Annotated in this window: 19 protein-coding genes; 9 read left to right on the forward strand and 10 right to left on the reverse strand. The window is 70.1% G+C overall.

Annotated elements, in window-relative coordinates:
- A partial coding sequence (locus tag ABZ904_RS24315) for an ATP-binding SpoIIE family protein phosphatase (RefSeq protein WP_361825452.1) occupies positions 1–844 on the forward strand: 844 nt, incomplete at its 5' end.
- A 78-nt stretch (positions 845–922) separates the two neighbouring features.
- Here ABZ904_RS24315 and ABZ904_RS24320 read toward each other — a convergent pair.
- The gene (locus ABZ904_RS24320; protein WP_360995467.1) at positions 923–1,588 is read right to left on the reverse strand and encodes a GntR family transcriptional regulator; all 666 of its coding nucleotides are present in this window, start codon (positions 1,586–1,588) and stop codon (positions 923–925) included.
- Between the two features lie 382 nt (positions 1,589–1,970).
- On the opposite strand from ABZ904_RS24320, the gene ABZ904_RS24325 reads away from it, so the two are divergent.
- The gene (locus tag ABZ904_RS24325; protein WP_359401093.1) at positions 1,971–2,441 is read left to right on the forward strand and encodes a GNAT family N-acetyltransferase; all 471 of its coding nucleotides are present in this window, start codon (positions 1,971–1,973) and stop codon (positions 2,439–2,441) included.
- A gap of 139 nt (positions 2,442–2,580) precedes the next feature.
- Here the strand turns inward: ABZ904_RS24325 and ABZ904_RS24330 are convergent, their stop codons facing one another.
- From ABZ904_RS24330 to ABZ904_RS24340, 3 genes are all read right to left on the reverse strand, one after another.
- A complete protein-coding gene (locus tag ABZ904_RS24330) occupies positions 2,581–3,660 on the reverse strand; it encodes a DUF916 domain-containing protein (RefSeq protein WP_359401090.1) in 1,080 nt (359 codons plus the stop codon).
- Between the two features lie 73 nt (positions 3,661–3,733).
- Entirely contained in the window at positions 3,734–5,707 is a 1,974-nt protein-coding gene (locus ABZ904_RS24335; protein ID WP_361825455.1) for a metallophosphoesterase family protein, read from the reverse strand.
- A gap of 126 nt (positions 5,708–5,833) precedes the next feature.
- Positions 5,834–7,039 carry a HupE/UreJ family protein gene (locus ABZ904_RS24340; RefSeq protein ID WP_359401084.1) on the reverse strand — a complete coding sequence of 402 codons (1,206 nt, stop codon included), beginning with the start codon at positions 7,037–7,039 and terminating at the stop codon, positions 5,834–5,836.
- Between the two features lie 172 nt (positions 7,040–7,211).
- Between ABZ904_RS24340 and ABZ904_RS24345 the strand changes: the two genes are divergently transcribed.
- Positions 7,212–7,898: a hypothetical protein gene (locus ABZ904_RS24345; RefSeq protein WP_361825457.1), complete on the forward strand. Its 687-nt coding sequence runs from the start codon at positions 7,212–7,214 to the stop codon at positions 7,896–7,898.
- A 233-nt stretch (positions 7,899–8,131) separates the two neighbouring features.
- Here ABZ904_RS24345 and ABZ904_RS24350 read toward each other — a convergent pair whose 3' ends face one another.
- A complete protein-coding gene (locus ABZ904_RS24350) occupies positions 8,132–10,675 on the reverse strand; it encodes a SpoIIE family protein phosphatase (protein WP_361825459.1) in 2,544 nt (847 codons plus the stop codon).
- A 133-nt stretch (positions 10,676–10,808) separates the two neighbouring features.
- On the opposite strand from ABZ904_RS24350, the gene ABZ904_RS24355 reads away from it, so the two are divergent.
- Positions 10,809–11,627 (forward strand): DUF1028 domain-containing protein, encoded by an 819-nt coding sequence (locus ABZ904_RS24355; protein ID WP_360995480.1) that lies wholly within the window; start codon positions 10,809–10,811, stop codon positions 11,625–11,627.
- A gap of 208 nt (positions 11,628–11,835) precedes the next feature.
- Here the strand turns inward: ABZ904_RS24355 and ABZ904_RS24360 are convergent, their stop codons facing one another.
- On the reverse strand, positions 11,836–12,234 hold the full coding sequence (locus tag ABZ904_RS24360) for a hypothetical protein (protein WP_360995483.1): 399 nt from the start codon (positions 12,232–12,234) through the stop codon (positions 11,836–11,838).
- 264 nt (positions 12,235–12,498) lie between these two features.
- Here ABZ904_RS24360 and ABZ904_RS24365 point away from each other — a divergent pair, with 264 nt between their 5' ends.
- Complete coding sequence (locus ABZ904_RS24365) at positions 12,499–13,392, forward strand: DUF1963 domain-containing protein (RefSeq protein ID WP_360995486.1); 894 nt, start codon at positions 12,499–12,501, stop codon at positions 13,390–13,392.
- 442 nt (positions 13,393–13,834) lie between these two features.
- Here the strand turns inward: ABZ904_RS24365 and ABZ904_RS24370 are convergent, their stop codons facing one another.
- Positions 13,835–15,937 carry a transglycosylase domain-containing protein gene (locus ABZ904_RS24370; protein WP_359401067.1) on the reverse strand — a complete coding sequence of 701 codons (2,103 nt, stop codon included), beginning with the start codon at positions 15,935–15,937 and terminating at the stop codon, positions 13,835–13,837.
- Positions 15,938–16,607: 670 nt separating this feature from the next.
- On the reverse strand, positions 16,608–17,105 hold the full coding sequence (locus ABZ904_RS24375; protein WP_359401064.1) for a DUF1877 family protein: 498 nt from the start codon (positions 17,103–17,105) through the stop codon (positions 16,608–16,610).
- Between the two features lie 167 nt (positions 17,106–17,272).
- On the opposite strand from ABZ904_RS24375, the gene ABZ904_RS24380 reads away from it, so the two are divergent.
- The 3 genes from ABZ904_RS24380 to ABZ904_RS24390 all read left to right on the forward strand — a co-directional run bounded on the left by ABZ904_RS24380 (position 17,273) and on the right by ABZ904_RS24390 (position 19,789).
- Positions 17,273–17,683: a hypothetical protein gene (locus tag ABZ904_RS24380; protein ID WP_359401061.1), complete on the forward strand. Its 411-nt coding sequence runs from the start codon at positions 17,273–17,275 to the stop codon at positions 17,681–17,683.
- Between the two features lie 601 nt (positions 17,684–18,284).
- Entirely contained in the window at positions 18,285–18,917 is a 633-nt protein-coding gene (locus tag ABZ904_RS24385) for an RNA polymerase sigma factor (RefSeq protein WP_361825463.1), read from the forward strand.
- A 92-nt stretch (positions 18,918–19,009) separates the two neighbouring features.
- Entirely contained in the window at positions 19,010–19,789 is a 780-nt protein-coding gene (locus ABZ904_RS24390; RefSeq protein WP_359401055.1) for a hypothetical protein, read from the forward strand.
- 109 nt (positions 19,790–19,898) lie between these two features.
- Here the strand turns inward: ABZ904_RS24390 and ABZ904_RS24395 are convergent, their stop codons facing one another.
- On the reverse strand, positions 19,899–21,338 hold the full coding sequence (locus tag ABZ904_RS24395; RefSeq protein ID WP_361825465.1) for a protein kinase: 1,440 nt from the start codon (positions 21,336–21,338) through the stop codon (positions 19,899–19,901).
- Between the two features lie 419 nt (positions 21,339–21,757).
- Here ABZ904_RS24395 and ABZ904_RS24400 point away from each other — a divergent pair, with 419 nt between their 5' ends.
- On the forward strand, positions 21,758–23,386 hold the full coding sequence (locus tag ABZ904_RS24400; RefSeq protein ID WP_361825467.1) for an esterase-like activity of phytase family protein: 1,629 nt from the start codon (positions 21,758–21,760) through the stop codon (positions 23,384–23,386).
- 163 nt (positions 23,387–23,549) lie between these two features.
- On the opposite strand, the gene ABZ904_RS24405 is transcribed toward ABZ904_RS24400, so the two are convergent.
- Positions 23,550–24,719 carry a Ku protein gene (locus tag ABZ904_RS24405; protein ID WP_361825469.1) on the reverse strand — a complete coding sequence of 390 codons (1,170 nt, stop codon included), beginning with the start codon at positions 24,717–24,719 and terminating at the stop codon, positions 23,550–23,552.
- Positions 24,720–24,763: the final 44 nt, after the last annotated feature.

Consider the following 24,763-nt stretch of genomic DNA (forward strand, 5'->3'; position numbering starts at 1 on the left):
GGAGCCCGACGAACTCCTCGCACGCCTCAACGACACCGCCATAAGCCTGGTCCAGGAATGCGCAGCTCTGCCGCCCGGCGACCCCCCGCCGGTCGTAGGAAGCTGCGTGTACGCGGTCTACGACCCGCTCGCCCAGACCTGCACCATCGCGCTGGCCGGCCACCCCCCACCCGTCATCGCCCACCCCGACGGGAAGACCGAGATCCTCGACCTGCCCAGCGGACCGCCCCTGGGCACCGCCGAGGGACCCCCCTTCGCCGCCACCACGATCTCCGTCGCCGACGGCAGCGTCCTCGCGTTTTACACCGCATCCCTCCTGCACGCCTCCCGGTCCCCGGACACCCTCCAACAGGCGCTGGCCCACCCCGACCGGCCACTGCAGGATCTGTGCGACGACGTGCTCTACCGGCTACGGGACGACACCCGCCACGGGGACGTCTTCCTGCTCCTCGCCCGCACCCACCCGTTCCCCGCCGACCAGGTCGCCGCGTGGCATCTCGACCACCACCCCAAAGCCGTCGCCACGGCGCGCACCCACGCCCAACGCCAGCTCGCCCTCTGGGGAGTGGACGAGGAAACCGCCTACACGACCGAGATGATCGTCAGCGAACTGGTCACCAACGCCGTCCGCTACGGCACCCCGCCCCTGCGGTTGCAGCTCATCAAGGACTGCACACTCACCTGCGAGGTCCACGACGGCAATCCCCTCGCGCCGCGGATGCGCCACGCGAAGACCATCGACGAAGGCGGCCGCGGCTTGTTCATCGTCACCCAGCTCGCACAGAACTGGGGTGCCCGCTACTCCCTCGACGGCAAGACCGTCTGGGCCGAGCAGGCTCTCTGAGCCACTCGACCCGCACGTCAGGCAGGTCGAACTCGGCGACCTCGGTCGGGTCCGCCCCGGAGTTCGGCCCCGTCGGCGTCAACCACGCTGCCTCGGGGGGAAGCGTGTCCTGGCGTTCTCGGTGTGGGCGCGCATGACCTTCTGGGCGCGTGCGTCGTCGCGTGCGGCGATGGCCGCGATCAGCTCGCGGTGCTCCACCCAAGCCTGGTGGGCGATGGGTGTGTAGTACCGGCGGACCCTGCGCTCGACATGGGCGGCCAGCTCCGCGAGCACCGCGTTCCCGGCCAGTTCCACGACGCAAGCGTGGAATATGGCGTTCGCCATCACCACCGCGTCCACGTCGTCGGCGGCGACCGCGGCCTCACCCGTCGCGCACAGCTCGTCCAGCCGCTCAAGTCCCTCGCCCGAGGGGCCGACCGCTGCCAGGCGCGCCGCCTCGGTCTCCAGCAGAGCGCGGACGACGAAGAGCTGGTCGGTCTCGTCACCGGTCGGCTCGTGGACAAAGGCACCGTGGGCCGGGCGAAGGTCCACCCACCCTTCGGTGTTCAGTCGCTGCAACGCCTCGCGTACGGGCTGCCGGGAGACTCCGAGGTGGCCCGCGAGCTCGCTCTCCACCAGGTGCCGGCCAGGGCGCAACGACCCTGAGCTGATCAGCTCCAGCAGAGCCCCGTACACACGCTCGCGCAGCGGTTCCGGGCGTTCAAGCTTGGGCATCGATCCTTGCGGCAGCCCGTTGAACAGCATCTCGGCCTCCCCAGAGCTCTTTTCGCTGCTCTATGTACCTCACCCGGCGTGAGGGAGAGTAGCGAACGTGAGAACGGTTCGTACCCAGGGTCGTAGGCCGTCGAGCATGACACCCTGCGGCTGGACCGTCTGCGTGATCCCTCGGCCACCTGGAACACGGTTGCCGGCACGGCCGGGCGGAACAGCGCACTGCATCGTGAAGCCGCCTCGGGCGCGGCCACAGCCCGGCGTGCCAGTTCCGCTCCGGATCGCCTGCGTCGCATACGCTGCGAAGACGTCCGACCTGGCGTCCTCGGTGACGCTTACGCGTGGGATGCCGCCCGGTGGTGGCACTTCACATAGGCCCGGATGGCGCAACTGCCGGATGCGGAAGGGGTGTGGCATGAGATCCCCAGGTGTGCACCTTCGGGAGATCACCGACGACAACCGGGATGCCGTTTGCGCCCTCCACGTCCGGCATGACCAGAAGCAGTTCGTCGCCTCCGTGTCCAAGTCGCTCAAGGAGGCGGCAAAGAAACCGAAGGCCAACCCCTGGTACCGCGCCGTGTACAGCGGCGACGAGCCGGTCGGCTTCGTGATGCTGTCGTGGAAACCGCCGAGTGGTCCTTACAAAGGGCGGCACTTCCTCTGGCGCCTGCTTGTCGACAAGCGGCATCAGGGGCGCGGAATCGGCCGAGAGGCGCTCCAGCAGGTCGTCGCCCTGGTTCGGGAGGACGGCGCCACCGAGCTGCTGACCAGCTACGAGCCCGGTGAGGGCGAGCCGTGGCCCTTCTATCGGAAGTTCGGGTTCGAGCCCACCGGGGAGATCGACGACGACGAGATCGTTCTGCGACTCACGTTCCCCGCTCAGTGAGCTCATCGGGAAACGTGGACGGTTGTGACCTTCGGTGGTCACACGACGAAAGAGCTGGTGGGCACCTGGGAGTCGATGCCCATCAGCTGCCTGTCCGCCCGGACGGCGCCAGCCTCCGTCGGTTGCGTTGTCGATGCGTTCAGCTCTTCTGTGCGGGCCGGCTGCTGAGTGCCTCCTCGACGGCTGCTCGGACGCGCTCGTCCTCTCGCAGCTTGCGGCGCGTGCGGTTGCGGCGGATGAGGACGAGGGCTCCGGCGATGAGCGCGATCAGCACGATCAGGATCAGCAGCAGCGTCCATGGCACGGCCCATCCATGTGCCGTGGCCTCGACGGGCTTCAACGAGGTGGTGGAACCCGAGGCGTCGGTCAGCCGGGGCGTGAGGGTGGCCGTGGCGGTCAGGCTCACTCCGGGTGCCACGCCGTGGACGGGCACCGTCACCTTCCAGCTCTCGCCGGGCAGCAACTCCGGTGACGGGGCTATGCGTCCGGCCTCGGTCCGCAGCCGGCCGAAGGCGCCCGCGACCGTCACCTGCTGTTGCGCGGACAGGACCGCGTTGCCGGTGTTGTGGATCGAGTAGGTGACGGTGGCGTCGCCCTTGGCGAACGGGTCGAACGAACCCGCGTACGTCACGCGGAGGTTCTCGATCGCGAGGTTCGGCGCGAGCTTGCCGCTGACCCGCAGCTTGATACGGATGCCGAGGCGCCGGTCCACGTTGACACCCTCGGCGTCGTCGGACTGCCTGAGGGAGGTGAGGATGCCGCCCACGTAGTCGCCGGGCACGGCCCGGTCCGGGACGGTGACCGTGAAGGGAACTTGAGCGGACTTGCCCGGCGGGATCACGACGCGCTCACGGCCGGCATGGACCCATGCGCCGATGCCGATGGACTTCTTGTCCTTGGTGAGCAGGTCGAGTTGGCCCGTGCCCGTGGTGAAGCCGTCGGCGGCGTAGACCGCCAGGGTGAGCGGAGCCTTGCTGCGATTGGCGACGACCATGGCGTCCTTGATCTGGCCGCCGGGGTTGAGGTCGTAGGCGAAGCTGGACCGGTCGTCGCCGTACCCGTTCGCGGCCGTCCTGACCGTCCAGGTGACGTCGCCGTCCGCGGCGCGTGCGGATCCGACACTCAGGCCGGTGATCGCACAGGCGGTGAGCAGGGCGAGGACGGCGGTGCGGACGAGGGAGACGACGGCGGTCTTCCGGCGCATTGCGAGCGCGTACATCTGGGTTCTCCTGGCACGGGAGGCGGGGTAGGCCGGCCCGAAGGTGCCTACCCCGCCGGTGGAACGGACTGGATCAGCTGCTCAGTGCGGTGATCGTCAGAGTGGCCCGGTAGCCACCCTTGGTGACGGTGTCCGGGATCTTCAGATCCAGGTCGGCGCCGAGCTTGGCAGTGCCACGGGGGTGACCCTGGTCCGCCGAGCCGATGCCGCGCGAGACGGACAGGCCCAGGCCCTGGTCGTCGTAGCCGGAGGCCACCGGGTCGCCGGCCTTGGCGCCCGCGCCGCCGTTGAGGACGTACGGCGTCCAACCGAGGTAGGAGCCGGAGAACGTCTTGTCGCCGTCACGGAAGTCGCTCACATTGGCCGAGACGGACCACGGGGCGAGGGACCGGCGGCTGTCCGACACGAGGAGCGGGTTGATCTTGCCGACCGCGACGAAGTGGTCGCCGTTCCGCTCCTCGGCGGTGCCGAGGTCCACCAGGCCGTTGTAGCCGTCGATCGTCCAACCGAACTCACCGGGAGCCGGGTTGGGAACGTTGACGGCGAGGTCCTGCTTGTCGCCGTGGTACGGGTGCACCGTCACCTTGTCGACGACCGAGCCCACGGGCTGGTCGGCGGGGGTGTTGTTGCACCAGTTGCCCTTCTCCACGGCCGCGTTCGGGGCCGCGCAGGTGCCGCTGCGGAGGTTCTCGACGACGAGCTTGTCGTTCCGCACCTGGACCTTCACGTAGGAGCGGACGTGCTCCTGGTTCTGGACCGAGTTGTACCAGTAGTTCTTCGGGTTGAGCGGGTCCGCACCGTTGCCGGCGCCGCTCGTGCCGCTGTTGTCCGGTGCGGTGATGTCGTAGTACTTCGAGCCCGAGGCCGAGTTGCCCGTCACGTAGAGGACACCGCCGGGACCGGGGTAGACATCGGCGGCACCGGGCTGCTCGACCGGGTTCGCCTTCTCGCCGTTCTTGATCAGGTAGCTACGGGAGTAGCTGTGGTCGTGGCCCTGCAGCACCAGGTCGACGCCGAGCTTGGAAAACGTTGTCGGGAAGTCGACGCGGCGAATCTTGTTGTCGGCGTCCTTGGCGTGGTCGGCCGGCGAGTAGATCGCGTGGTGGTAGACGAGGACCTTCCACTTGGCCTCGTTGCCGTGCTTGTTGATGACATCGGTGACGTAGTTGATGTGCGCCGCGTCGCCGCCGCCGTTGGCGGAGTTGTAGCTGTTGCTGTTCAGGTCGATGAACAGGACATCCTTGTAGATGTACCAGTAGTCACCACCGGACTTGGTGCCCGCCGGGTTCCCGTTGTCGTAGTACGGGGCCGAGCGGTCGGTGTTCGGGGTGGTGAAGTGCTGCTCGTAGGCCTTGCCGCCGACGTCGTGGTTGCCGATGGTGGCGGCCCACGGGTACTGGCGCAGCTGGTCCGGAGCGAGGAAGGCGTTCCACTGGGTCTCGGTGTTGGCCGTCTCGACCTGGTCACCGCCCGACACCAGGAGCTCCGCGTCCGGGTTGGCCTTCAGCGAGACGTCCAGCGTGTCCTGCCAGCCGGCCTGGTCCTTCGCCACGTCGCCGGACGAGCCGATCTGCGGGTCGCCGTAGAACAGGAAGTCGTAGTCGCCTTCGTAGTCCTGCGTCTTGAAAGCGTACGCCCCGGACCAGTTGCCCTCGGTGCCGACGCGGTAGGAGTACGCGGTGTGCTCCTTCAGGCCGGTGATCGTCGCGTGGCGGTTGAATCCGCCGCTGGTGGCGATGTTCGCCCCGCCGAGGGCGTTGAAGGTGACTGCGTCGGCGGGGAATTCACCGTTGACCACCTGGGCGGTCGGCGCGACCTGGACGACCTGCGTGGTGTCCGCCGAGGAGTACCACGTCACGGTGCGCTGGGACTCGTTGGCACCCACGCCGAGGACGATGCCGCTGAGAGTGGCGGTGTCGGCGGCGCCGGCGGGAGACGCCAGGGTGCCACCGAGGGCCATGGACAAGCCCAGGAATGCCGCTGCGGCTCCTGTGGCCGCGCGGTGCCGCGCAGGCCCGGAGACCTGCGCGTTGGGTCTGAATCTCATCACTTTCGTTCCTTTTGAGGCACAGAAGTGCGTGATTGGAGGTCAAAAAGGTCTCTGGGATTGGTAAACCGGACGCAAATGTGGTCTTGGTGCTTATTGAACTTCGAACGAGAGATGAGCCCCGTCTCAGATGGCGAACACCCGTTGCGTGAACCACACGAGCCCCATGACCGCCACTCCCGCCGACAGTGCGCCGGTCACCCGGAGGCCGGCCGTCGGCGCACGATGGCGCAGCACGGCCAGCAGCGGGAACACAAGGGCGATGATGGCCAGTTGTACGACCTCGATGCCGACGTTGAACACCAGCAGCGACCACAGCAGGGTCCACGACCAGGCCGTCTCGATCCCCAACGCGCCCGCGAAACCGAGGCCGTGGACCAGACCGAAGCAGAACACGACACCGAGGCGTGTCCAGCCCGCGCGGTCGAGGCTGAAATGACCGCCACCGGTGTCGAGGTCGGTGGCATGACCGCCACGCTGCCGGATCCGCCACAGGTGCCAGCCTGCGACCACGGCGATCGACAGCGCGATGACGGGCTCCACGACTCTGCCCGGCTCATCGACCAGGCCGAGCGCGGCGAGCAGGAATGTCACCGAGTGGGCAAGGGTGAAACTCGTGGCCGCGAGCACGATCTCCCGCAGGCGGCGCGACCCCGCGATGAGCGCGAGCAGGAACAGGATGTGGTCGATACCGGTCAGCAGGTGCTCAGCGCCCAGGCGGAAGAACTCCCAGAACCGCTGGTACCACGGCTGTTCGAGGGAGAAGGCGGGATGGGCTGCGTCGAGCGCGGCACTCCCTGAACGGCCGTCGACGTCGTAGGTGACGATCGTCTTGGCGCCTTTGACATAGCCCTCGGAGTCGGGGAACAGCGCGCTGCGCACCTGGCGTTCCCCGCCTCCCTGGGGGCAGGCCCAGTCGAGATGCAGAACGGCGTACGGTACGCCTTCCCGGCGACCCATCGTGAAGCCGTCCACCCGTGTCGGTGTGCAGTGGTTGGCGGCCGAGGTGACCGAGAATCGCTGGGTCACGTACGAGACGGCCGACTGCGCGTGGGAGTTGAGCGCCGCGGCCTGGCCGGCGGTGTCGCCGGCGTCGAACGCGGCGTCTCCGGCCCGGAAGAGAGGGTCGTCCTTCTCGTAGTCGGCGGCGGAGACGATGAAGAGGTCGTACTCGAGCTCCAGCGTCGTGCGTATGCGGTTCTCCCCGCTCGCGGTGGCGTGGACGTACACCGTCGACGTGAACCCGTGGGCGGACGCGGGCTGGACCAGGCTCAGGAAGGTGATCACCGCGACGGTGATCCCGATGACGGCGCGACGGACGTGTCGTGACATGTGGCTCCTTAGAGTTGCCAGGGCACCGTCCATGTCACGGGTGAACGCGGCTCGGCTCGTCGACGAACCGTACGAAAACAGGTTCGAGGAAACGCCCTTCCGGGGGCGACTTGCGGGAGCGGGCACCGCAGGATGGGGACGCACCACTCACACCACTCGGAGGACGAACGCCTTGCGCCCCCCGCTTCGGACCCTTGCCGTGCTCGTCGCGTCCGCCGCCCTGGTCACCGGATGCAGTTCCGCCGACGACTGGTCAGGGCCGCATCCCAAGCCCACCGCCGTGGGTGCCCTCGGCGCCGGGTTCGTCGACGCCTCCTCCTCGCCCGCTCCCGAGTCGACGACCACACCCCGGCCGGGGTCGTGGACCGGCGTCCACCCCCCGAAGGGCTACCGGGTGGTCCTTGTCAGTGCGGGTGACGACCGGCCGACCAAGGCGCTCGTGACGGCCGTCGAGGACTGGGCCGAAGCCGAACACGTCGACCTCAGGACGGTGCGGGCCGACGGCACGTCCGACCTCCTTCCCACCCTCACCAAGGCCCTCGAAATGAGCCCGGACCTCGTCGTCAGCGCGGGCAACGACCTCATCGACCCGCTGGCGACGGTCACCCCGAACCATCTGTCCCAACGGTTCCTCGTCGTCGGCGCGGAACTCGCCGAACCCACCTACAACGTGACGGCAGTCGACTGGTCGGGCGCCTCGTTCCGCGGCGAAGGCCTCGGCATGTCCTCAACGTACGACCCCGCCTCGTTCACCACCCGGCGCTGCGCGGCCGCCATCAGAGCGGGTGCCGCGGCCGTCCTGCACGACGTGACCGGAATCGTGATCTGGCTGGACGACTTCGACACACCGAGCGCGTGACGGGCGGGCATTGATCAGGCGGTGAGATTGCCTGGCTGGCCGTCCGGCATCGCGGCACGATATGGAATCGAGTGACGAGTACCCCGGCGGGTTGAGGCCGTACGACCGGCTGGCCGATCGTGAAACCGCCGTGGCCGGCTGTGACGCGAGGAGCCGTGCTTCCTGCCGCACGCGGTGGTCAGTTGAGGAAGGGACCACCGGAATCTCTCGCTGAGCAAGCCGGCAAGCCGGTGTCATCCGTCGCCGCGTTGCCGGTGCAGCAGGAGCAGGGCGATGTCGTCGCTGCGCGGGTCGGTTTGCGGAGTGTGGCGGATGAGGGTGTCGGCGAGAGTGTCCAGGGGCTGGTCCACCGCTCGTACGAGGTGGTCGGCGAGCTCGGCGGTGGCGTCGTCGAGGTCTGTGCCGGGCGATTCGATGAGGCCGTCGGTGTACATGGCGAGCAGGGCGCCGGGCGGCAGCGGGATCTCGGTGGCCTGGTAGTCGACGGCGGGGTCGATGCCGAGCAGGAGCCCGCACGGCAGGGTGAGGACCTCGGTGTGCCCGTCCGGATGGCGCAGCAGCGGAGGCGGGTGACCGGCGGTGGCCAGCTGGGCGCCGTGGTGGGCCAGGTCGAGGTGGACGTACAGGCAGCTGGCGAAGAGTCCGGGGTCGAAGTCCGTGAGCAGGCGGTTGGTGCGGGCGAGGACTTCGCCGGGAGGTGCGCCGGCGGTGGCGTGGACGGCGGTGCGTACCTGCCCCATGACGGCGGCGGCGTTCACGTTGTGGCCCTGCACGTCGCCGATGGCGGCGGCGACGGTGGTGTCGCCCAGTCGGATGACGTCGTAGAAGTCACCGCCGATGTCCATGCCCTCGGCCGCGGGCAGGTAGCGCGCGGTCACTTCCAGACCGGGCACCGCGGGGAGGGTGGCCGGCAGCAGGCCGGTCTGCAGATTGTGGGCGAGCTGGTGTTTGGCGTCGTACAGGCGGGCGCGTTCGAGGGCTTGGGCGATCAGTCCGGCGAGAGACGTCAGAATGGCGCGCTCGTCGGGGGTGAAGAGGTGGGGCCGGTCGAAGGACAGCACCCAGCAGCCCACCGGGCGGCCCGAGGCGATCAGTGGCAGGAAGGCCCACGCGGCTCGTTCGGTCCGCCGTGGGATGTCGGGATGGGACTGTTCCATCTCGGCCGGGGAGGCGAAGAACAGGGGAACTCCGGTGGTCAGGGCATGCACGGTGGGGGCCGATGAGTCGGTGAGCGGAGGGCCGTCGAAGGGCTTGAGGACCTCGGGCCGGTATCCGCGGGAGCCCACGATGCGCAGTCGCCCGGCCTCGGCGACGGACAGGACGAAGCCCTGGGCGTCGAAGGCCGGCATGACCTGGTCGGCGGACATCTCGACCACGTTGCGCACGCTGACGGCCTCGGTGAGCGTGGCGGCCAGGTGCATCAAGTCGTACAGCGCCCGGGCACGGGTCGGCGTCGGCGCGCTGTCCCTGTGGCCCGGCCCCGCCCGGACCGCCGGGCCGCTGCTGTCGGTGGGGGTGATGCGGACGCCGGTGCCGGAGGCGTCCGGGTAGAGCTGGAAGTCCAGCCATCGGCCCGGTGGCCGCAGGGCGGTGAAGGAGGTGGGCCGGCAGCTGATCACCGCGGCCCGGTAGTGGTCCTGGAAGACGGGCTCATCGAGCCATGGCAGCGCTTCCCACAGCAGGGTCCCGAGCAGGTCCGTGGCGTGGCCGCCCACCAGGTCGCACGCGCCGGCGCTGACGAAGGTGATCCGGCAGTCCAAGTCCAGCGCTAGGCAGCCCTCCGAGAGGCGGTCGATGAGATCCACGGCGGCCAGCGCCTCCAGGGGGCTCGGCGTACGGGCTCGCGGCGGGGCGAGCACATGCGGGGTCCGCCCGGGAAGAACCGGATGACCGCAGGCGGCGGCATGCTGCAGGAGCGCACCTATGCCATCACACGTGCTGACCACCAGGTCGCGCTCGTGGGCACTCTGCAGCGGCTTGTGCGATCCGGGCCACAACAGCACCAGCGCGCCCCACAGAGTGGTGCCGGTGGTGACCGGTGCGGCAGCCATCGACAAGGGGTAGGGCAGCGCGAGCGCCATCCTCGGGTAGCGGCGGGCGAGTTCCGCGTGGCTTGCGACCCGCACCAGGCACCGCTTGCGCACCGCGTCGGCAACGGGGCTCCCGACCGACGGCACCACCCGATCCCACGCTTCGGCGGTCCTTCCCCCGGTCACCACCGCCAGCTGCAGCAGTCGCTCGCCCGGGGCCCACAGGTAGAGACCGCCTCCGGACGCGCCCGTCTCCCGCACCGCCGGGAGCAGCAGCGGATCCAGCAGGTCCGGGCCGGTGTGGTCGGGCTGCGCACCGTCGTGCCCGCCCCACCCCTCGTCCGTGACAGCCTGCGTCCGCCGGAAGCGGTTCCTGGCCGCTCCTCCGCTGATCCCCAAGCCGGCACCGATCCGCGCCCAGCTCGCCCCGGCCTGCCGGTCGGCCAGTACCGCGTGCCGCACCAACCGCTCGGCCAGCTCGAGAACCTCCGCCACCGCGGCGCTGTGGCAGCCGGCCCCCGGTGCCGGCGCAGGGGACGCACCGCCCATCTGCTGGGCCACGGTCTGAGCCCGGGCCAGCAGCTCCGCGCCGGCGAGGACGAGCGCCTGCCGCGCCGTTGCCGCCGCCTCCCATCGCTTCCGGGCTCGCCAGGCCGCCTGCCGGTGCGCCGGGCTGCAGTACCGCCGGTTGCGGCCGGCCTGGTGCGGTAGTGGGGCACCACACCAGCCGCACCCAACATCACCCATATGCGCACAATACGCCTGAATAGAGTGACGGTGGACCTGCATCAGCTCCTCGTCGGATCCGCGGCCGCTGCTGGTCCTTGGACGCCGCTGATCTCCTGGTGCTGCTGTCCGGGCCGCTCTACTGTCCACTCTCATGACATTTTCGATCGTGGCCCGGTCCGGACCGGCCTTCGGCGTAGCAGTGGCGAGCAAGTTTCTGGCGGTCGGCGCCGTGGTGCCGGCGGCGGAGGCGGGAGCCGGGGCGGTGGCCACCCAGGCGGCGGCCAACCTCCGCTATCGCCCCCAGGGACTGGCACTGCTGCGTACGGGCGTGCAGCCGGCGGACGTGGTGGCCGGTCTTGCGGCCACGGACCGGGAGCGCGCGCACCGGCAGATGGGGATCGTCGGTCCCGAAGGCCCCGGAGCGACGTACACAGGCGAAGAGTGTCTGGACTGGGCCGGTGGGACCGCAGGCGACGGTTATGCGATCCAGGGCAACATCCTCACCGGCCCCGAGGTGATCGAAGCCATGGAGTCGGCCTGGCTGTCCTCGCCGGAGGTGCCCCTCGACCAGCGGCTGGTCGCGGTGCTGGCGGCGGGCGACGCCGCGGGCGGTGACCGCAGGGGCCGCCAGAGCGCGGCCCTGCATGTGGTGTCCCCGGGCGCCGGGTACGGCGGCGGCAGCGATGTCGCCTGCGATCTGCGGGTGGACGACCATCCCGACCCCGTTACGGAGCTGAGGCGCCTGCTGGACGTGCACGAGCTGCTGTTCGGCAAGCCCGACCCGGACGCCCTGCTGGACCTGTCGGGTGAGCTGAAGGAGGAGGTGCAGAGCCTGGTCACCGCGCGCGGTTACGCCTCGCTGGACATGTGGGCCGGAGTGGAGAACCTGGAGAACCGCCTGGTTCCCGGCAAGATCGACCCGGTGGTGCTGGCCCGACTCCGGGACGGCGACCTCGGCGGCGACGCGTAGGGGATGACAACGGCGGTAGCGCACAAGGGATGTCGCGAGGCAACCCGTAAGGGAGACGACGAACTTCGAGTCGCATGCCGTCGCGGTGACAGAAGCCTCATGTCACCGCCGTGACAGAAGGGGCCCTGGCCGGCGGTGACGTCGGCCGGCGGCCCCTTCCCACGCGATGTGCCGTTCCGCTGAACCGGACGACGCAACCCCGGCACCCTCAGACGGGCTCCGGCAGCGAGCCGAGGTGCTCGATGACACGCTCGCGCAGCAGGAGGTACTCCTCCCAACGACGCGGCAACGGACCCGGCGGACGCTCGACGACCCGAACAGCCGTGATGGTCTGCCCGCGCTGGAACTGCTCGCGGGTCAGGTCGAGTTCAACACCGCTCGGCAACCGGTTCCACCAGTGGAAGCCGTGCTGGGTGCCCTCGAGGTGCACCTCGCCGACCATGAGATCACCGCCGAAGACATCGTTGACGATCAGGGCCGTGATGTCGCAGTGCCCCCAAGCCGGGTTGCTCTGCTGCCAGTTGGCCTGGTCGTCGGGCGAACAGGTGTCAACGGCCCAGCCGGCTCGCAGGGCCCTGTCGAGATCGATCAGGTTCCAAGGGGTCATGCCGCCAGCATCGCAGCCACCACTGACACCGGACATGGCACAGCGGCCGCCTCGGGCCGGGCCGACCGGAACACAGACGAGCCGCCCCACAGAAGACGAACAGCCGTACCGGGCAGGGAGATCGACCGCCCGTCGACGGAGACGTGAGCCGGTCCGCCCGCCCGGATGTCCCCCTGTCCGTGGACAGAAATCGTGACGTTACTCTGCAGTCCGCTGCGGCCACGGCCGTTGTGAACACACGATCCCGCCCGAGGAGCACGTCCGATGGCCCGCACCACCCCGCCGCGTCCGGTCGCTGTCGAGACACTGTTTCCCGAGGTGGCCGCCTTTCGGAAGGTGGCCGTCCGGCTGCATCCGCGTATCGGCGAGCCGGGCGCACGGGACAGCTCGCTCGGTGGGCCCGCGCTCTGGCCGCCGTCGCAGCAATGGCCGCACTGCGGGGACGACCACCCTCACACGGCGTACTCCGCGCCCGCCGACGAACCGGTCCCCCTCGTTCCGGTGCTCCAGCTCTTCGCCGCCGACGTGCCTGACCTGGACTTCCCGACCGGCACCGATCTGCTGCAGGTGCTGTGGTGCCCCTTCGATCACGAGGACGGCTACGTACCCCGCCCCGAGATCTTCTGGCGCGACATCTCCGGGAGCGACCTCGCACCGGCGGCCCCGCCCCGCCCGAGCGGTGCCGACAGCGACTACCTGCCGGACCCGTGCGTCCTGCACCCGGAACGCGTCACCGACTACCCGAACTGGGACCTGCCGGAGGACATCGCCGACGCGCTCGAAGCCAGGTTCGAGCAACTGGAGGAGGAAACGGGTCGGTCGTACTGGTACCACCTCTCCGTCTCCGACGGGATCAAGGTCGGCGGCTACCCGACCTGGACACAGGAGCCGAACTGGCCCACGTGCCCGACGTGCAGCCGGCGCATGGACCATCTCCTGACCATCAACAGCTCTGAGTTCGACGGCGAAAGCTGGCGCACCTGGCTGCCCGTCGAGGACACCCCGGCGGAGGGCACGATCTGGGACCTTGCCTTCGAAGAACGCATGCAGGTCCAGTGCTCGCCCGGCCTCATGCTCGGCGACATGGGCGGCATTTACCTGTTCGAATGCCCAAGCTGCGCCGACAGGCCCTTCGCCTGTCGCTCCGACTGCTCCTGACTCCGGCCGCCACAAGTTGGCCCCCGCGCGGCCCGTCGTCCCGGTACCGACGGGCCAGCGCCTCGGAAGGCGCCGTCGCGGGGTAAACGGAACGTACGCCTCCGCCAGTCAAAACGGAAGACCCTTGCGGAGTTGTCCCTCTCCTTGGGACGGGAACCGGCCGATACGCCGGCAGAGCGGCTGCCGAATGTGCATCGGCAGCGGCCTGGCCGCGGGGTGGGAGGACGCGGGGAAGCACGGGAAAGCGCCCTCGTCGGCACGCCTTTGTCCGTTTATGCCCACATAGTCGAGTCGCCGTAAGGGAGGGCAAGAGCCCCGGCCGGTGGCCGACGCTCTCCCCCTCCCCCCGGTCCGGCGGCCCGCGGCGACCAGGGCCCTCGAGGTCCGTCCGAGGAAGCGGGTGAGTGGCTGATGCCCTCCGCGAGGTCTTGTGCCGACGCGATCAATGGCACTTGTGGCGGTGGCACCCAGGGACGGCCGTCCGGGTGCTCCCGGTGCGGCGGTGGTGGTCGCCCCCTTGCCCGTCCTGCCCGTCCGCATGTTTGCGGGGCTTGGAGGGCGAGGGGGAAGGAGCGCCGTATTCGTTGGTGCCGTGACCGAGGGAGGCGGGCGCCGGGAAGGGGGCGTCTGGCAGGCCGGCGAGGGCGCCGCGCATGTACTCGGTCCAGATCTCGGTGGGGATGTCGCCACCGAACACCTTCTGCAGGCCACCGACACCTACCAGGGATTCCAGCCGCGGGTGGTTCGGGTCCTCCCGGAACAGGAGGACGGAGGTGGCGAGCTGCGGGGTGTAGCCGATGAACCAGGCCGACCGGTAGTCGTCGGTCGTTCCGGTCTTGCCCGCCGCGGTCCTGCCGACGGCCTGGGCCTTGGTGCCGGTGCCCCGGGCGATGACGCCCCGGAGCACATCGGTCACATTGTCGGCGACCGCCGCGGGCAGGGCCCGGACGGGGGCGGGGGCGGTGAAGCCGGTCAGCGGCGAGCCGTTGTGGGTCACCTTGGTCACCGAGTACGGCGTGGTCTGCATACCGCTCGCGGCGAAGGTCGCGTAGACACCGGCCATCCGAATGGCGCTCGGTGTGGAGGTGCCGATGTAGAAGCCGGCGCTCGGGGCCGCCAGGCTGTTGGTGCGCAGCCCGAGGGCCTCCGCGGTACCGGCCACGTTCTGGTAGCCGACGTCCTCGCCCAGTTGCACGTACGGAGTGTTGACCGACTGCTCCATCGCCTTGCGCAGATCGATGTAGCCCCAATGGTCAGGCGTGTCGTTGTGCTGGTGGAGGAGCCCGGTGGGGTCCTTGGGGTCGGCGACGTAGTTGCCCTGCTGGTCCTTGATCTGGATGCCGTCGTCGCCGTTGAACTTGCTGTCCGGGGTGATCGGCTCCGGGGACTTGCCGGGCCGCAGTACGGCTCCGTGCTGGAGCGCGGCGGCCAGGACGACCGGCTTGAAGGTGGAGCCGACCGGGACTCCGGAGGTGTCGGCGTTGTCCGAGTAGTGGGCCTGGTCGAAGCCGGCACCGCCGTAGACCGCCACGATCCTGCCGGTCGTGGGATCCACCGAGGCGGCCCCGGCCTGGACGTCCCGGTCGACCGATCGGTGGGCGGGGTCGAGGCGTCGCTTGCGAACCGTGGCGACGGCCCGGGCCAGCTCCGTCGTCTTCTTTCTGTCGAAGGTGGTGTGGATCTGGTAGCCGCCCCGGCTCAGGCTGCCGTCCGTGATGTTCCGGTCGTGTCCCTGGATGTACGACTTGGCCAGTTGGACCAGGTAGCCGACCTGGCCCGTGAACGCCGAACCGCGGTTCCACTTCGTGGGCGCCGGGAATCCGGCCGCCGCGTACTTCGCCCGCTGTTGCGGGGTCAGCTTGCCGGTCGTGACCATCCGGTCGAGCACCCAGGACCAGCGCGCTTTCGCGTGCGCCTTGGCCGCGGGGTCGGAGTCGGCGTACTGGAAGAGGCTCGGCTCGTTGACCGCCGCGGCCAGGAAGGCCCCCTGGCTCGCGTTGAGCTTTTCCACCGGGAGGTCGTAATACATGCGGGCCGCGGCCTGGATGCCGTTGGCCTGACGGCCGAAGAAGCAGGTGTTCAGGTATCCCTGAAGGATCTGCTGCTTGCTCATGGCGGCGCCGATCTTGGTGGAGATCAGCAGCTCCTTGAACTTGCGCGAGACCGTCTGCGACTGATCGAGGTACGTGTTCTTGACGAACTGCTGGGTGATCGTCGACCCGGACTGGACGGAGCCGCCTTCCGCCATGTGGACGGCGGCACGGAGGATTCCCTGCGGGTCGATGCCCGGGTCGGTGTAGAAGGACGCGTTCTCCGCGGCGATGAAGTCCCACTGCACGTCGGTGGGCACCTGCGAGAGCGTGACGTTCTGCCGGTTGACGCTGCCGTCGGTCGCCAGGACGGTGCCGTCGGACCAGTAGTAGACGTTGTTCTGGAGCAGGGTCCTGGGGTTGGGGTCAGGGATGGTGACCGTGGCGTAGGCGTACCCGACGGCCGCCGTCGTGGCACCGAAACAGACCAGGAAGACTCCCAGCAGCTGACGCACCGACGGCAGCCAGCGGCGCGGTCCCGTTCTTCCCCCGCGCGGATAGTCGATCCATCGTCTGCCCCCCGGCGCCGCTCTCCGGGCCGGGCGTGACGTGGCCCGTCCGGGCGCCTGATGACGAGAGGCCCGGCGACCCGTGGCGGGGTGACTGCCGGCACCCGTGCCGCGAATGGAGCGCTGCGGTGGTCGGCGCCGGTGTCCGCTCATGGGCTGGGATCACTGTCCTCTCGGTACGAACTGCGATGTCTCATGGGGGCCGTGGGGGCGCGGACCACCGGGAACCGTCCTGGTTGCATCCGGCGCGCCGTACGGACTCGCGTCCGCTCCGCCGCCTTCGTCCAGCCGCTGCACGAGCCACTTCAGGAGTGGCCCCCTCCCCCGGCGGACCGATTCGGTCGCCCGCTTGGAAAGAGCCAACTCGGCCGAATGTGTTACACCTCGGCCTCGCAGAACGGGACGAATCCCATGAATGGGGTCATCGACCGGGCGGTAACAAGGCCGCCCTAGTGGGTCGGCCGGGAGGCGAGCCGGCAGATGGGCAGGCAGGCACGTCACGGTGCCGCTCTCTCCGAGGTGACGCGGACGGGATCCGCCGCGTCCACCACACCGCGGTACCGGTTACGCTGCCGCCCCGGCGCTCACTCCACCCCGAAGGCCCGGCCGGCGCGTCTCAGGCCGGCAGCCACTTCACCACCGCCTCCCCGTGCTCGGAGGTCTGCGCGTAGAACGCCGTCAGCCGCTGGTGCGCCGCCGCGAAAGCGCCTCGCGTCTCAGGCTCCGCGGTCGCACCGCCGTAGCGCGGCAGCAGTTCGTCGCGGGCGAAGATCCACAGCGCGTCGAAGTCGGCCATCGTCAGGAATGAGGCCACCCGGTGCGCCTGGGCCGCCGTCAGCACCAGGAACGGCGGTTTGTCCCGGTCGGGATGGAACACCGGCCGGCCGCCGAGCACCACCTGGGACCGGGGCCGGTCGTCCGCGTGATGCGGGGAGGCGCCGGCCGCGTAGAGGAGTTCCTGATCCAGGTGGCAGCTGTCCAGCACCTCATCGTGGTGCTGGACGAACAGGTGCCGGGCGTTCTCCCGATCACCCTCGAACAGTCGTTCAAGCCAGGCCGCACTGTTGCGCAGCGCCGGGGGCGGTACCGCTCGCAGATGGAAGTACGTGCTCATCACAGAAGGAGCGCACGGAGGCGCCCGAACATCACTCCGCCCGGCGGACGACCGTTCCGGGAAGAGCCGTCGATCTTGGCGCCGACGCGGCCGGGGGCATTCTGCGCGTGTTGCCGGAATCCCGGGCGCGGAGTGACGGATCGGCCGCTGACCTCGCTTCTCCGTGTGTGACGACAGAGCAGGAAACCAGACCTCATGCCGCCGCCAAGCCCGTGCGGTGGGCGGCGGACACGGTGGCGACGATGCGGGAGGGGGCGCGGCTGCATCTCGACTACTCGGCACCGAGCCTGTGGCGCGTCGACCGCATGATCGACGACCTCCGGCGGGAGGAGACGCCTTTGGCCGCCGTGGAGAGCGTGCTGCGCGGCTTCGGGGCGTACGCGGGTGAGGTGATCATCCGCCAGGCGGACGCCGAGTGGTGGGCGGCGGGCGACGACCACTGGATCCGCACCGCCGACGGACGGCTGTGGGATCCCATAGCCGAGGCCACCCGCTGCTTCGACGGACTCGGCTCGCTGCGGCTGCTGTGCCGGGACGCGACCGCGGGCTCACCCGAACCCAAGGACCGGCGGCCCTGATGAGGACCGCGATCCTCGCCTGACGTCGATCCCCCGATCCCCGCCGACGTCCCGCCCGGTGTCCACCGACGGTGCGCCGTGCAGGGGGCGGCCGGAACCTCGTGCAGTGGACGGGGTCCCGGCCACCCCGTCCCACCCCGTGCCGCCCTCGGGGGGAGTCAACGGCGGCACGGAGCAGGACCCGGGACGGGTCGCTTGCGGTGCCGGCGTCCCGCCGGACGACTGCCTCCGGCTGGTCGGGCGCGAGCCCGGCACCACTCACACAGCGCACGACCGACACGAAACATCACTGCCGGGACCGCGCCGGCCGCGCACCCCCCCTACGAGCACCGGGCTCGCGGGGCGCCGGCGAACGGTCACTCGCCCCGGACCCCGCGCGGACACGTCGCCCCGAGAGGGCCGGATTCCTCGAACTGCCGTACCGGAGGCCCGTAGTGGCGCCGTTCGGCGGGCCGCAGCGGCACAGCGACGACCTGGTATGCCCTGAGGCGTTGTGACACTTCTGTGAGAACTGGCGCTGGTCACCATGGGGGCCGCCGATGCGACCGGAGTGCGTCGGACGGTACGGACTCGCTATGAACCGGTGCGAACGAGGACAGTCTTGGGCCAGGGACGACAACCCCGGCGCGTGCAGCCGCACGACGGGGAATTGGGCGCGGCGGTCGCGCGGGCCCAGGACGGGGACGAGGCCGCTTTCGCGGTCGCCTACCGGATCGTGCAGCCGGGCCTGCTCGGCTACCTGCGGGGACTGGTCGGCGACGAGGCGGAGGACGTGGCGTCCGACGCCTGGCTGGAGATCGCCCGTGACCTCGGACGGTTCAAGGGGGACGGGGCCGGTTTCCGCGGCTGGACGGCCACGATCGCCCGGCACCGGGCACTGGACCATCTGCGCCGCCAGCGCGTGCGGCCCCGGCCGGGAGCGATCGAGCAGGACGTACTGGACCTGCCCGGCCCGCACAGCACCCACGATCAGGCACTGGAGTCCCTCTCCACCGAACGGGCCCTGGAACTGCTCCGCGGGCTCCCCCGGGACCAGGCCGAGGCCGTGCTCCTTCGGGTCGTGGTCGGCCTGGACGGTACCGCCGCCGCACGCGTCCTCGGCAAGCGCCCGGGAGCGGTGCGCACGGCCGCCCACCGGGGCCTGAAACGCCTCGCCCGCCAGTTGGGCGTCGGCAGCGAGGCGGGAGAGGGTGTGACGGATGAGACTTCCCGGACGCTGGGGGAGTCGGAATGAACGACGGCGGCGGCAGTGAGCCGGCGGACGACTATCAGAACCCGGCAGTACCGGATGAATCGGATACACCGGACAGGGAACGGAAGCGCGACATGGGTGAACGGCTGAGCGGCGACGGACCTCCGGGCCGCCGACGTACGCACCCTGGTGACGCCGTGTCCGGATCATGGGACGCGTGGGACGACGCCGCGCTGGAGACGGTGCTCGCCGCCGCGATGCGCGAAGGCGATCTCGACCCCGACGCCGAGCAGCGGGCTCTGGCCGCCTTCCGGACCGCCCAGGCCGCGGGCGCACACCGGGCACGTACCCGGCGCCGGGACGACTGGCGGGTGCCCGGGGAGCGGCATGCCGGGCGGTCCCTGAAGACGACCTTCGGCGTGGTGTTCGCGAGCCTTGCCCTGGGCGGTGTGGCGGTCGCGGCGATCGGGTCGGCCGGTTCGTCCGCGGACGGTGCCGGCCGAGGGACCGCTCACCCGTCGGCGGTCGCCCCGCACCGGACGGGCGGTGCGGCCTCGTCGGCCTCCCCCGGCGGCCTCGGACCGCAGCACGGCTCGGTCACCGGCAAGGAGACCGCGGCCCATTGCCGCGCCTACGAGCACGTCAAGGACCGCGGCAAGGCGCTCGACGCCACGGCCTGGCAGCGGCTGATCGCGGCTGCGGGCGGGAAGGACAACGTCGCCGCGTACTGCGCACGGGAACTCGCGGAGGCCACGACCGGGTCGGGCAGCACGGGCAAGTCAGCCGGACATACCCCGAACCCCGGCAAGGGCACGGGGAACACGGGCGCCTCCGGCAACGGCTCCGGGGGCGCGAACAGCGCGACCGGGAACGGGCAGACCGGCGGCGGCAAGGGCAACGGGAAACACAAGTAGCCCTACGCCCGCGGCCGCACTTCGCCGACCGCCCTACGCCTCTGGCCCTGCGCTTATCGCCGTTCGCCGTTCGGGGTGAGCTGCGCTCCCATCCACTCCCCCGAGGACCTCAGCTCGCCTCCTCTTTCCCCGGGTGGTGTTTGTGCCCGGGGCCGTCCTTCGGCTGCGTAGGGCGCTCGGCCCGCCGGGTGGCGGGGTCTTGGGTCTGCTGGGCGCCGTGACGGGCCTCTTCCTGCCAGTCGGACTCATGGAGTGCCCAAGTCCGGGTGACGGTGCTGCCGTCCAGGGAGCTCGGGGAGTGCCAGGCGTCACGGGACGGGTCCGTGACGGTCGCAGGGCCGTGGGTCTCCGCGGGAGAGCCGGAAGGCGCTTGCGCCGGTGGGACGCCCCGCTTCGGCGTGTTCTCGGCCAACGTGGTGGACGGATGCTGTGTGGAACCGGGTGCCCCCGAGGCGGCCCGGTCGGCGCCGTAGTCACCCCGGTCGGCGGAGGCGGACAGGGTCGCCCCCAGGACCGCCGTGAGGACCGCGGTGCCGGTGACCTGCGCCAGGCGACGGGAGCCGCCCCGTACTCGGCCCGGTCGTCGGTGGGTGACGGGCTCTGGTGACGACCCCTGGATGATCCGTACGGCCCGGACACGGCGGCCGCCTCGAGCCGCTTGCCGCGCGGCCGGCCCTCCGGCCCCTTCTCCGCTCCTGATCCCGGCGGCCTGGGTGGTGGCCGCGTCGGAGAGGTGTTCCGCGGATGGCACCGGGACCGGGCCGTGGGAGAGGGCGGACAGCGCCTCGGCACACTCGCCGGCGGTGGGACGTGCCTCCGGGTCCAGTGCCGTCATGGCACTCAGGAGGTGAGCCAGGTCCGGGGGCACCGAGCAGGGGATGTCGGGCCGTCGGTGGAGTCGGGCGATGGCGGCCTCCAACGGGGTGCCGTCGTACTCCAGTTCTCCCTTGAGGCATTCCAGCAGCACCAGGCCGAGCGCGTAGATGTCGGCGGCGGGCCCGATGCCTTTGCCGAGGACCTGCTCGGGGGCCAGATACGCCGCGGTGCCGATCAGCGCGCCGGAGGCCGTGTGCCGTGTGGCGTTCATCATCCGGGAGATGCCGAAATCGGCCAGATGCGGGTTTCCTGCGTCATCCAGCAGCACATTCGACGGTTTGACGTCACGGTGCACGATGCCGGCGGCGTGCACATGCGCGAGTGCGCCCGCGAGGGCGGCGCCCAGTTCGGCGACGTGTCCGGGTGTCAGGAGCCCGCTCGATATACGCCGGCTCAAGGTGGGGCCCTTGACCAGTTCCATGACCAGATAGCCGAGGTCCTTGTGCCGTCCCGCGTCGTAGACGGTGACCAGCCCCGGGTGCTGCATGCGTGCCAGCAGGACGGCCTCGTCGGCGCAGCGCTCCTCCATCTCCTGGTCGGCGCCGGACCGGAAGACCTTGACGGCCACCGGCCGCATGAGGCGGAGATCCATCCCCTCATAGACGTCGGCGACGCCTCCGGTACCGATTTTCGCGTCCAACCGGTACCGGCCGCCCACGACATCGGCGGACACGCGAAGTGGAGACGGCACAGGTGATCGGCAGGCCCTCATCTGGTCTCCGTTACTGTCGCTGCGAGCAGGGTCCGAGCATCGAAAGGCTTTTCGCCGTGTACCCGCTGCGGCTTCGTGCATCCACCCAGATCGGTATCGACGGCCGAATCCGGGCCATCCGCGGGGCACCGGGGCGGCGTGAAGGCGGTCGCCACGATCCTGACGCCGCAGCACGGGATCGTCCCTGCGCTCGTCGGCGGCACGGAAAAGGACCACAGCGGACGGCGTCCGGCCACAACCGAGAACGGCTGTGGCCGGACGCCTTCCCGTCACTCGATCACTGTCTCCCCGCAAGTCTTCCTTGTTGCGCCGGACATGTGCCCTTACGAAGCTCGCCATTCGTGCATCCCGCAAGGAGAGGCACGGACTAGGAGGAACAGATGTCTCGTCTGAGGATGGCGACCGCCGCGGCGACCGCTCTGGTGCTGTCGCTGGCCGGCAGCAGCCTGGCGAGCGCCGCACAGACGGCTCACGGCGGCCGGGGTCCGGTGCTCAAGGCACGCTCCGACCGTTACACGGCCCACGCGGGCCGGACGTTGACCGTGCACGGGCGCGGCTTTCTGGCCAACGACAACGGCAAGCCGGCGACCCTCGTCTCGCACACCAGGACCGCTCACGGCACCCTGACGGTCGATCAGGGCGGTTCGTTCAGCTACACCCCGGACCCCGGATTCACGGGCACCGACAGCTTCGACTACACGGTCAGCGACGCCGTCCGGCTGTACCGGACCCACCTGCCGGCGCTCGCCACCGTCGGCGGGGTGAAGATCTCGGGCGGCGCCTACGGCTCGTCGCTCTACCAGGTGCCCGGCTCGAAGAACGAGTTCTACGGGATCACCGACCGCGGCCCGAACGTGGACACCCCCGACGGCCGCAAGGCGCTCCCGCTCCCGGACTTCGTCCCGACGCTCGCCAAGATCCGTCTCGTCGGCACCAAGGCCGAGGTCCTCAAGACGATCCCGCTGCGTGCCGCCGACGGCACCCCGTACAACGGGCATGTGAACACCCAGGCGAACACCGGTGAGTCGCTGATCGACCTGGCCGGCAACGCGCTGCCCGCCTCGCCGTACGGCTACGACCCCGAGGGCCTGGTCGTCATGCGGGACGGCACCTTCTGGGTGTCCGACGAGTACGGGCCGTTCATCACGCACTTCTCCCGCGACGGCCGGGCGATCGAGCGCCTCTCCCCCTTCGACGGCTCGCTCCCCGCCGAACTGGCGGCCCGGGTGCCGAACAAGGGCATGGAGGGACTGACCATCACGCCCGACGGCAGCACGCTCGTCGGCATGATGCAGTCCGCGCTCCAGCAGCCCGACCTGCCGGCCGGCGTCAAGACCAAGAACGTCACCGCGCTGCGCATCGTGACGTACAACCTGCGCACCCACGCGACGCACGAGTACGTCTACCTGCTCGACGACCCGAAGGTGAACAGCGGCGCGGTCAGTGAGATCACCGCGCTCAGCAACACCACCTTCGCCGTGGACGAGCGGGACGGCAACATGGAGCCCGGCGCGTTCAAGAAGCTCTTCAAGATTGACATCAGCGGTGCGACCGACGTCGGTCCCTCCGCCAAGGTGCCGGGCGCCACGTACGACGCGGCCAAGGGCGGGCTGCTCGTCGGCCCGAACCACCAGACCATCGACGCGTACGTCGGCGACGGCAACACCGCCACGGCCCAGGCCGCGCTGAAGGCGGCCGGTGTCACTCCGGTCGCCAAGAGCTCGTACCTGGACCTGGGGGCCCTGGTCACCCAGCTCGACCCGACCGGCGGCTTCTTCGGTCACGACAAGGTCGAGGGCGTCGCCACCACCGACGGCGGCCGCACGCTCGTCATCAGCAACGACAGCGACTTCGGCGTCGACGGCGTCTCCAACACCGCCGCGCCGTACACCCTGCACTCCAAGATCCTCCCTGACGGACAGCAGGACGACGGCGAGTACCTGGCCGTCGACACCACCAAGCTGCCCGCCGGGACCAGCACGGCCACGGTCACCTTCACCGTTCGGTGACGGCACCCCGTAACAGCGGCTGAGGGCTACAGCCCCGGTCGCGCCCCGGCATCGCCACCGGAGCCGCACGACCGTCCGCGCCCGTCGCACACGGGCGCCGGGCGGCCGTGCGACTCCGGGCCACGGGCGGTCACCGCCGGCGCGCGCAGATGCAGGCAGCGCATCAGGCGGTGCGCTTGCGTGCCGCTGTCTTCTTCGCAGGCGCCTTCTTCGCCGCCGTCTTCTTCTCCGCGGTCTTCTTCGCCGCCGTCTTCTTCTCCGCGGTCTTCTTCGCCGTCGACTTGGCGGACGTCGTCTCCTTCGACGCCGTGGCCTTCGACGCTGCCGTCGCCTTCGCCGGAGCCGTCTTCTTCCGCGCGGACGCCGACTTCGCCGTGGTCCTCCCGGTCGTGCTCTTCTTCTGCTCCGTCTTCCCCGCCGCGGCCTTCTTCGTCGTCGCCGTCGACCTCTTGCCGCCGACCTCCTTCGGCGCCGTACGCGCCGCCTTCCGGGTCGGCAGGCGTCTGACCTCGGCTTCCTCGGCCTCCCCCGCCCCCTCGCCCGCCCCCGCGCCCCGTGACCGCCGCGCCGCGTGCACGCTCTTCTCCAGGGCCGCCATCAGGTCCAGTACCTTGCCGCCCTCCGGTTCGGGCGCCGACGGGAGCTCCTTGCCCTCCGCCTTCGCGGTGATCAGCTCCTCGAGCGCCGCGCGGTACTGGTCGTGCAGTTCGTCCACGTCGACCTCGCCCAGCGTGTCCATCAACGCGTCCGCCAGGTCCAGCTCCGTGCCCCGGACAGTGACGCCGCTGTCCGGAGCCACCTCTTCCGGCGCCCGGATCTCGTCCGGCCACAGCAGCCCGTGCATGCCGAGCACGTCGTCGACCGCGCGCACCATGCCCAGGCGTTCCCGTCCCCGCAGCGCGTACTTGGCGACGGCCACCTTCCCGCTGCGCCGCAGCGCCTCCCGCAGCAGCGCATACGGCTTGGTGGCCGGAGCGCCGTTCGCGGAGAGGTAGTACGCCGTGCCCAGTTGGAGCGGATCGATCCGGTCCTCCGGTACGAAGGCCATGATCTCGATCGTCCTGGCGGTCAGGAGGGGGAGCTTCGCCAGGTCCTCGTCCGTGATCGGGATGACCGTGCCGTCCGCGTCCTCGTACCCCTTGGCGATCTCCGACGACGGGACCTCGCGGTCCTCCAGCTCGCAGAACTTGCGGTAGCGGATCCGGCCGTCGTCCGCCAGATGGATCTGGCGGAAGGAGATCGAACGGTTCTCGGTGGCGTTCATCAGCTTGACGGGGATGCTGACCAGGCCGAACGAGATGGTGCCGTTCCAGATGGATCGCACGTACCGCACCCCTTCTCCATGGATATCAGCCGATTTCATGGGATTCTCATCGT

Source organism: Streptomyces sp. NPDC046900, from assembly GCF_040644975.1.
GTDB lineage: Bacteria > Actinomycetota > Actinomycetes > Streptomycetales > Streptomycetaceae > Streptomyces.

What these genes read in the sequence shown, in the direction of transcription:
- ABZ904_RS24320 (WP_360995467.1), bottom strand. Translation starts at nt 1,588, where the DNA reads ATGCTGTTCAACGGGCTGCCGCAAGGATCGATGCCCAAGCTTGAACGC.
- ABZ904_RS24325 (WP_359401093.1), top strand. Translation starts at nt 1,971, where the DNA reads ATGAGATCCCCAGGTGTGCACCTTCGGGAGATCACCGACGACAACCGG.
- ABZ904_RS24330 (WP_359401090.1), bottom strand. Translation starts at nt 3,660, where the DNA reads ATGTACGCGCTCGCAATGCGCCGGAAGACCGCCGTCGTCTCCCTCGTC.
- ABZ904_RS24335 (WP_361825455.1), bottom strand. Translation starts at nt 5,707, where the DNA reads ATGAGATTCAGACCCAACGCGCAGGTCTCCGGGCCTGCGCGGCACCGC.
- ABZ904_RS24340 (WP_359401084.1), bottom strand. Translation starts at nt 7,039, where the DNA reads ATGTCACGACACGTCCGTCGCGCCGTCATCGGGATCACCGTCGCGGTG.
- ABZ904_RS24350 (WP_361825459.1), bottom strand. Translation starts at nt 10,675, where the DNA reads ATGGGTGATGTTGGGTGCGGCTGGTGTGGTGCCCCACTACCGCACCAG.
- ABZ904_RS24355 (WP_360995480.1), top strand. Translation starts at nt 10,809, where the DNA reads ATGACATTTTCGATCGTGGCCCGGTCCGGACCGGCCTTCGGCGTAGCA.
- ABZ904_RS24360 (WP_360995483.1), bottom strand. Translation starts at nt 12,234, where the DNA reads ATGACCCCTTGGAACCTGATCGATCTCGACAGGGCCCTGCGAGCCGGC.
- ABZ904_RS24365 (WP_360995486.1), top strand. Translation starts at nt 12,499, where the DNA reads ATGGCCCGCACCACCCCGCCGCGTCCGGTCGCTGTCGAGACACTGTTT.
- ABZ904_RS24375 (WP_359401064.1), bottom strand. Translation starts at nt 17,105, where the DNA reads ATGAGCACGTACTTCCATCTGCGAGCGGTACCGCCCCCGGCGCTGCGC.
- ABZ904_RS24390 (WP_359401055.1), top strand. Translation starts at nt 19,010, where the DNA reads ATGGGTGAACGGCTGAGCGGCGACGGACCTCCGGGCCGCCGACGTACG.
- ABZ904_RS24400 (WP_361825467.1), top strand. Translation starts at nt 21,758, where the DNA reads ATGTCTCGTCTGAGGATGGCGACCGCCGCGGCGACCGCTCTGGTGCTG.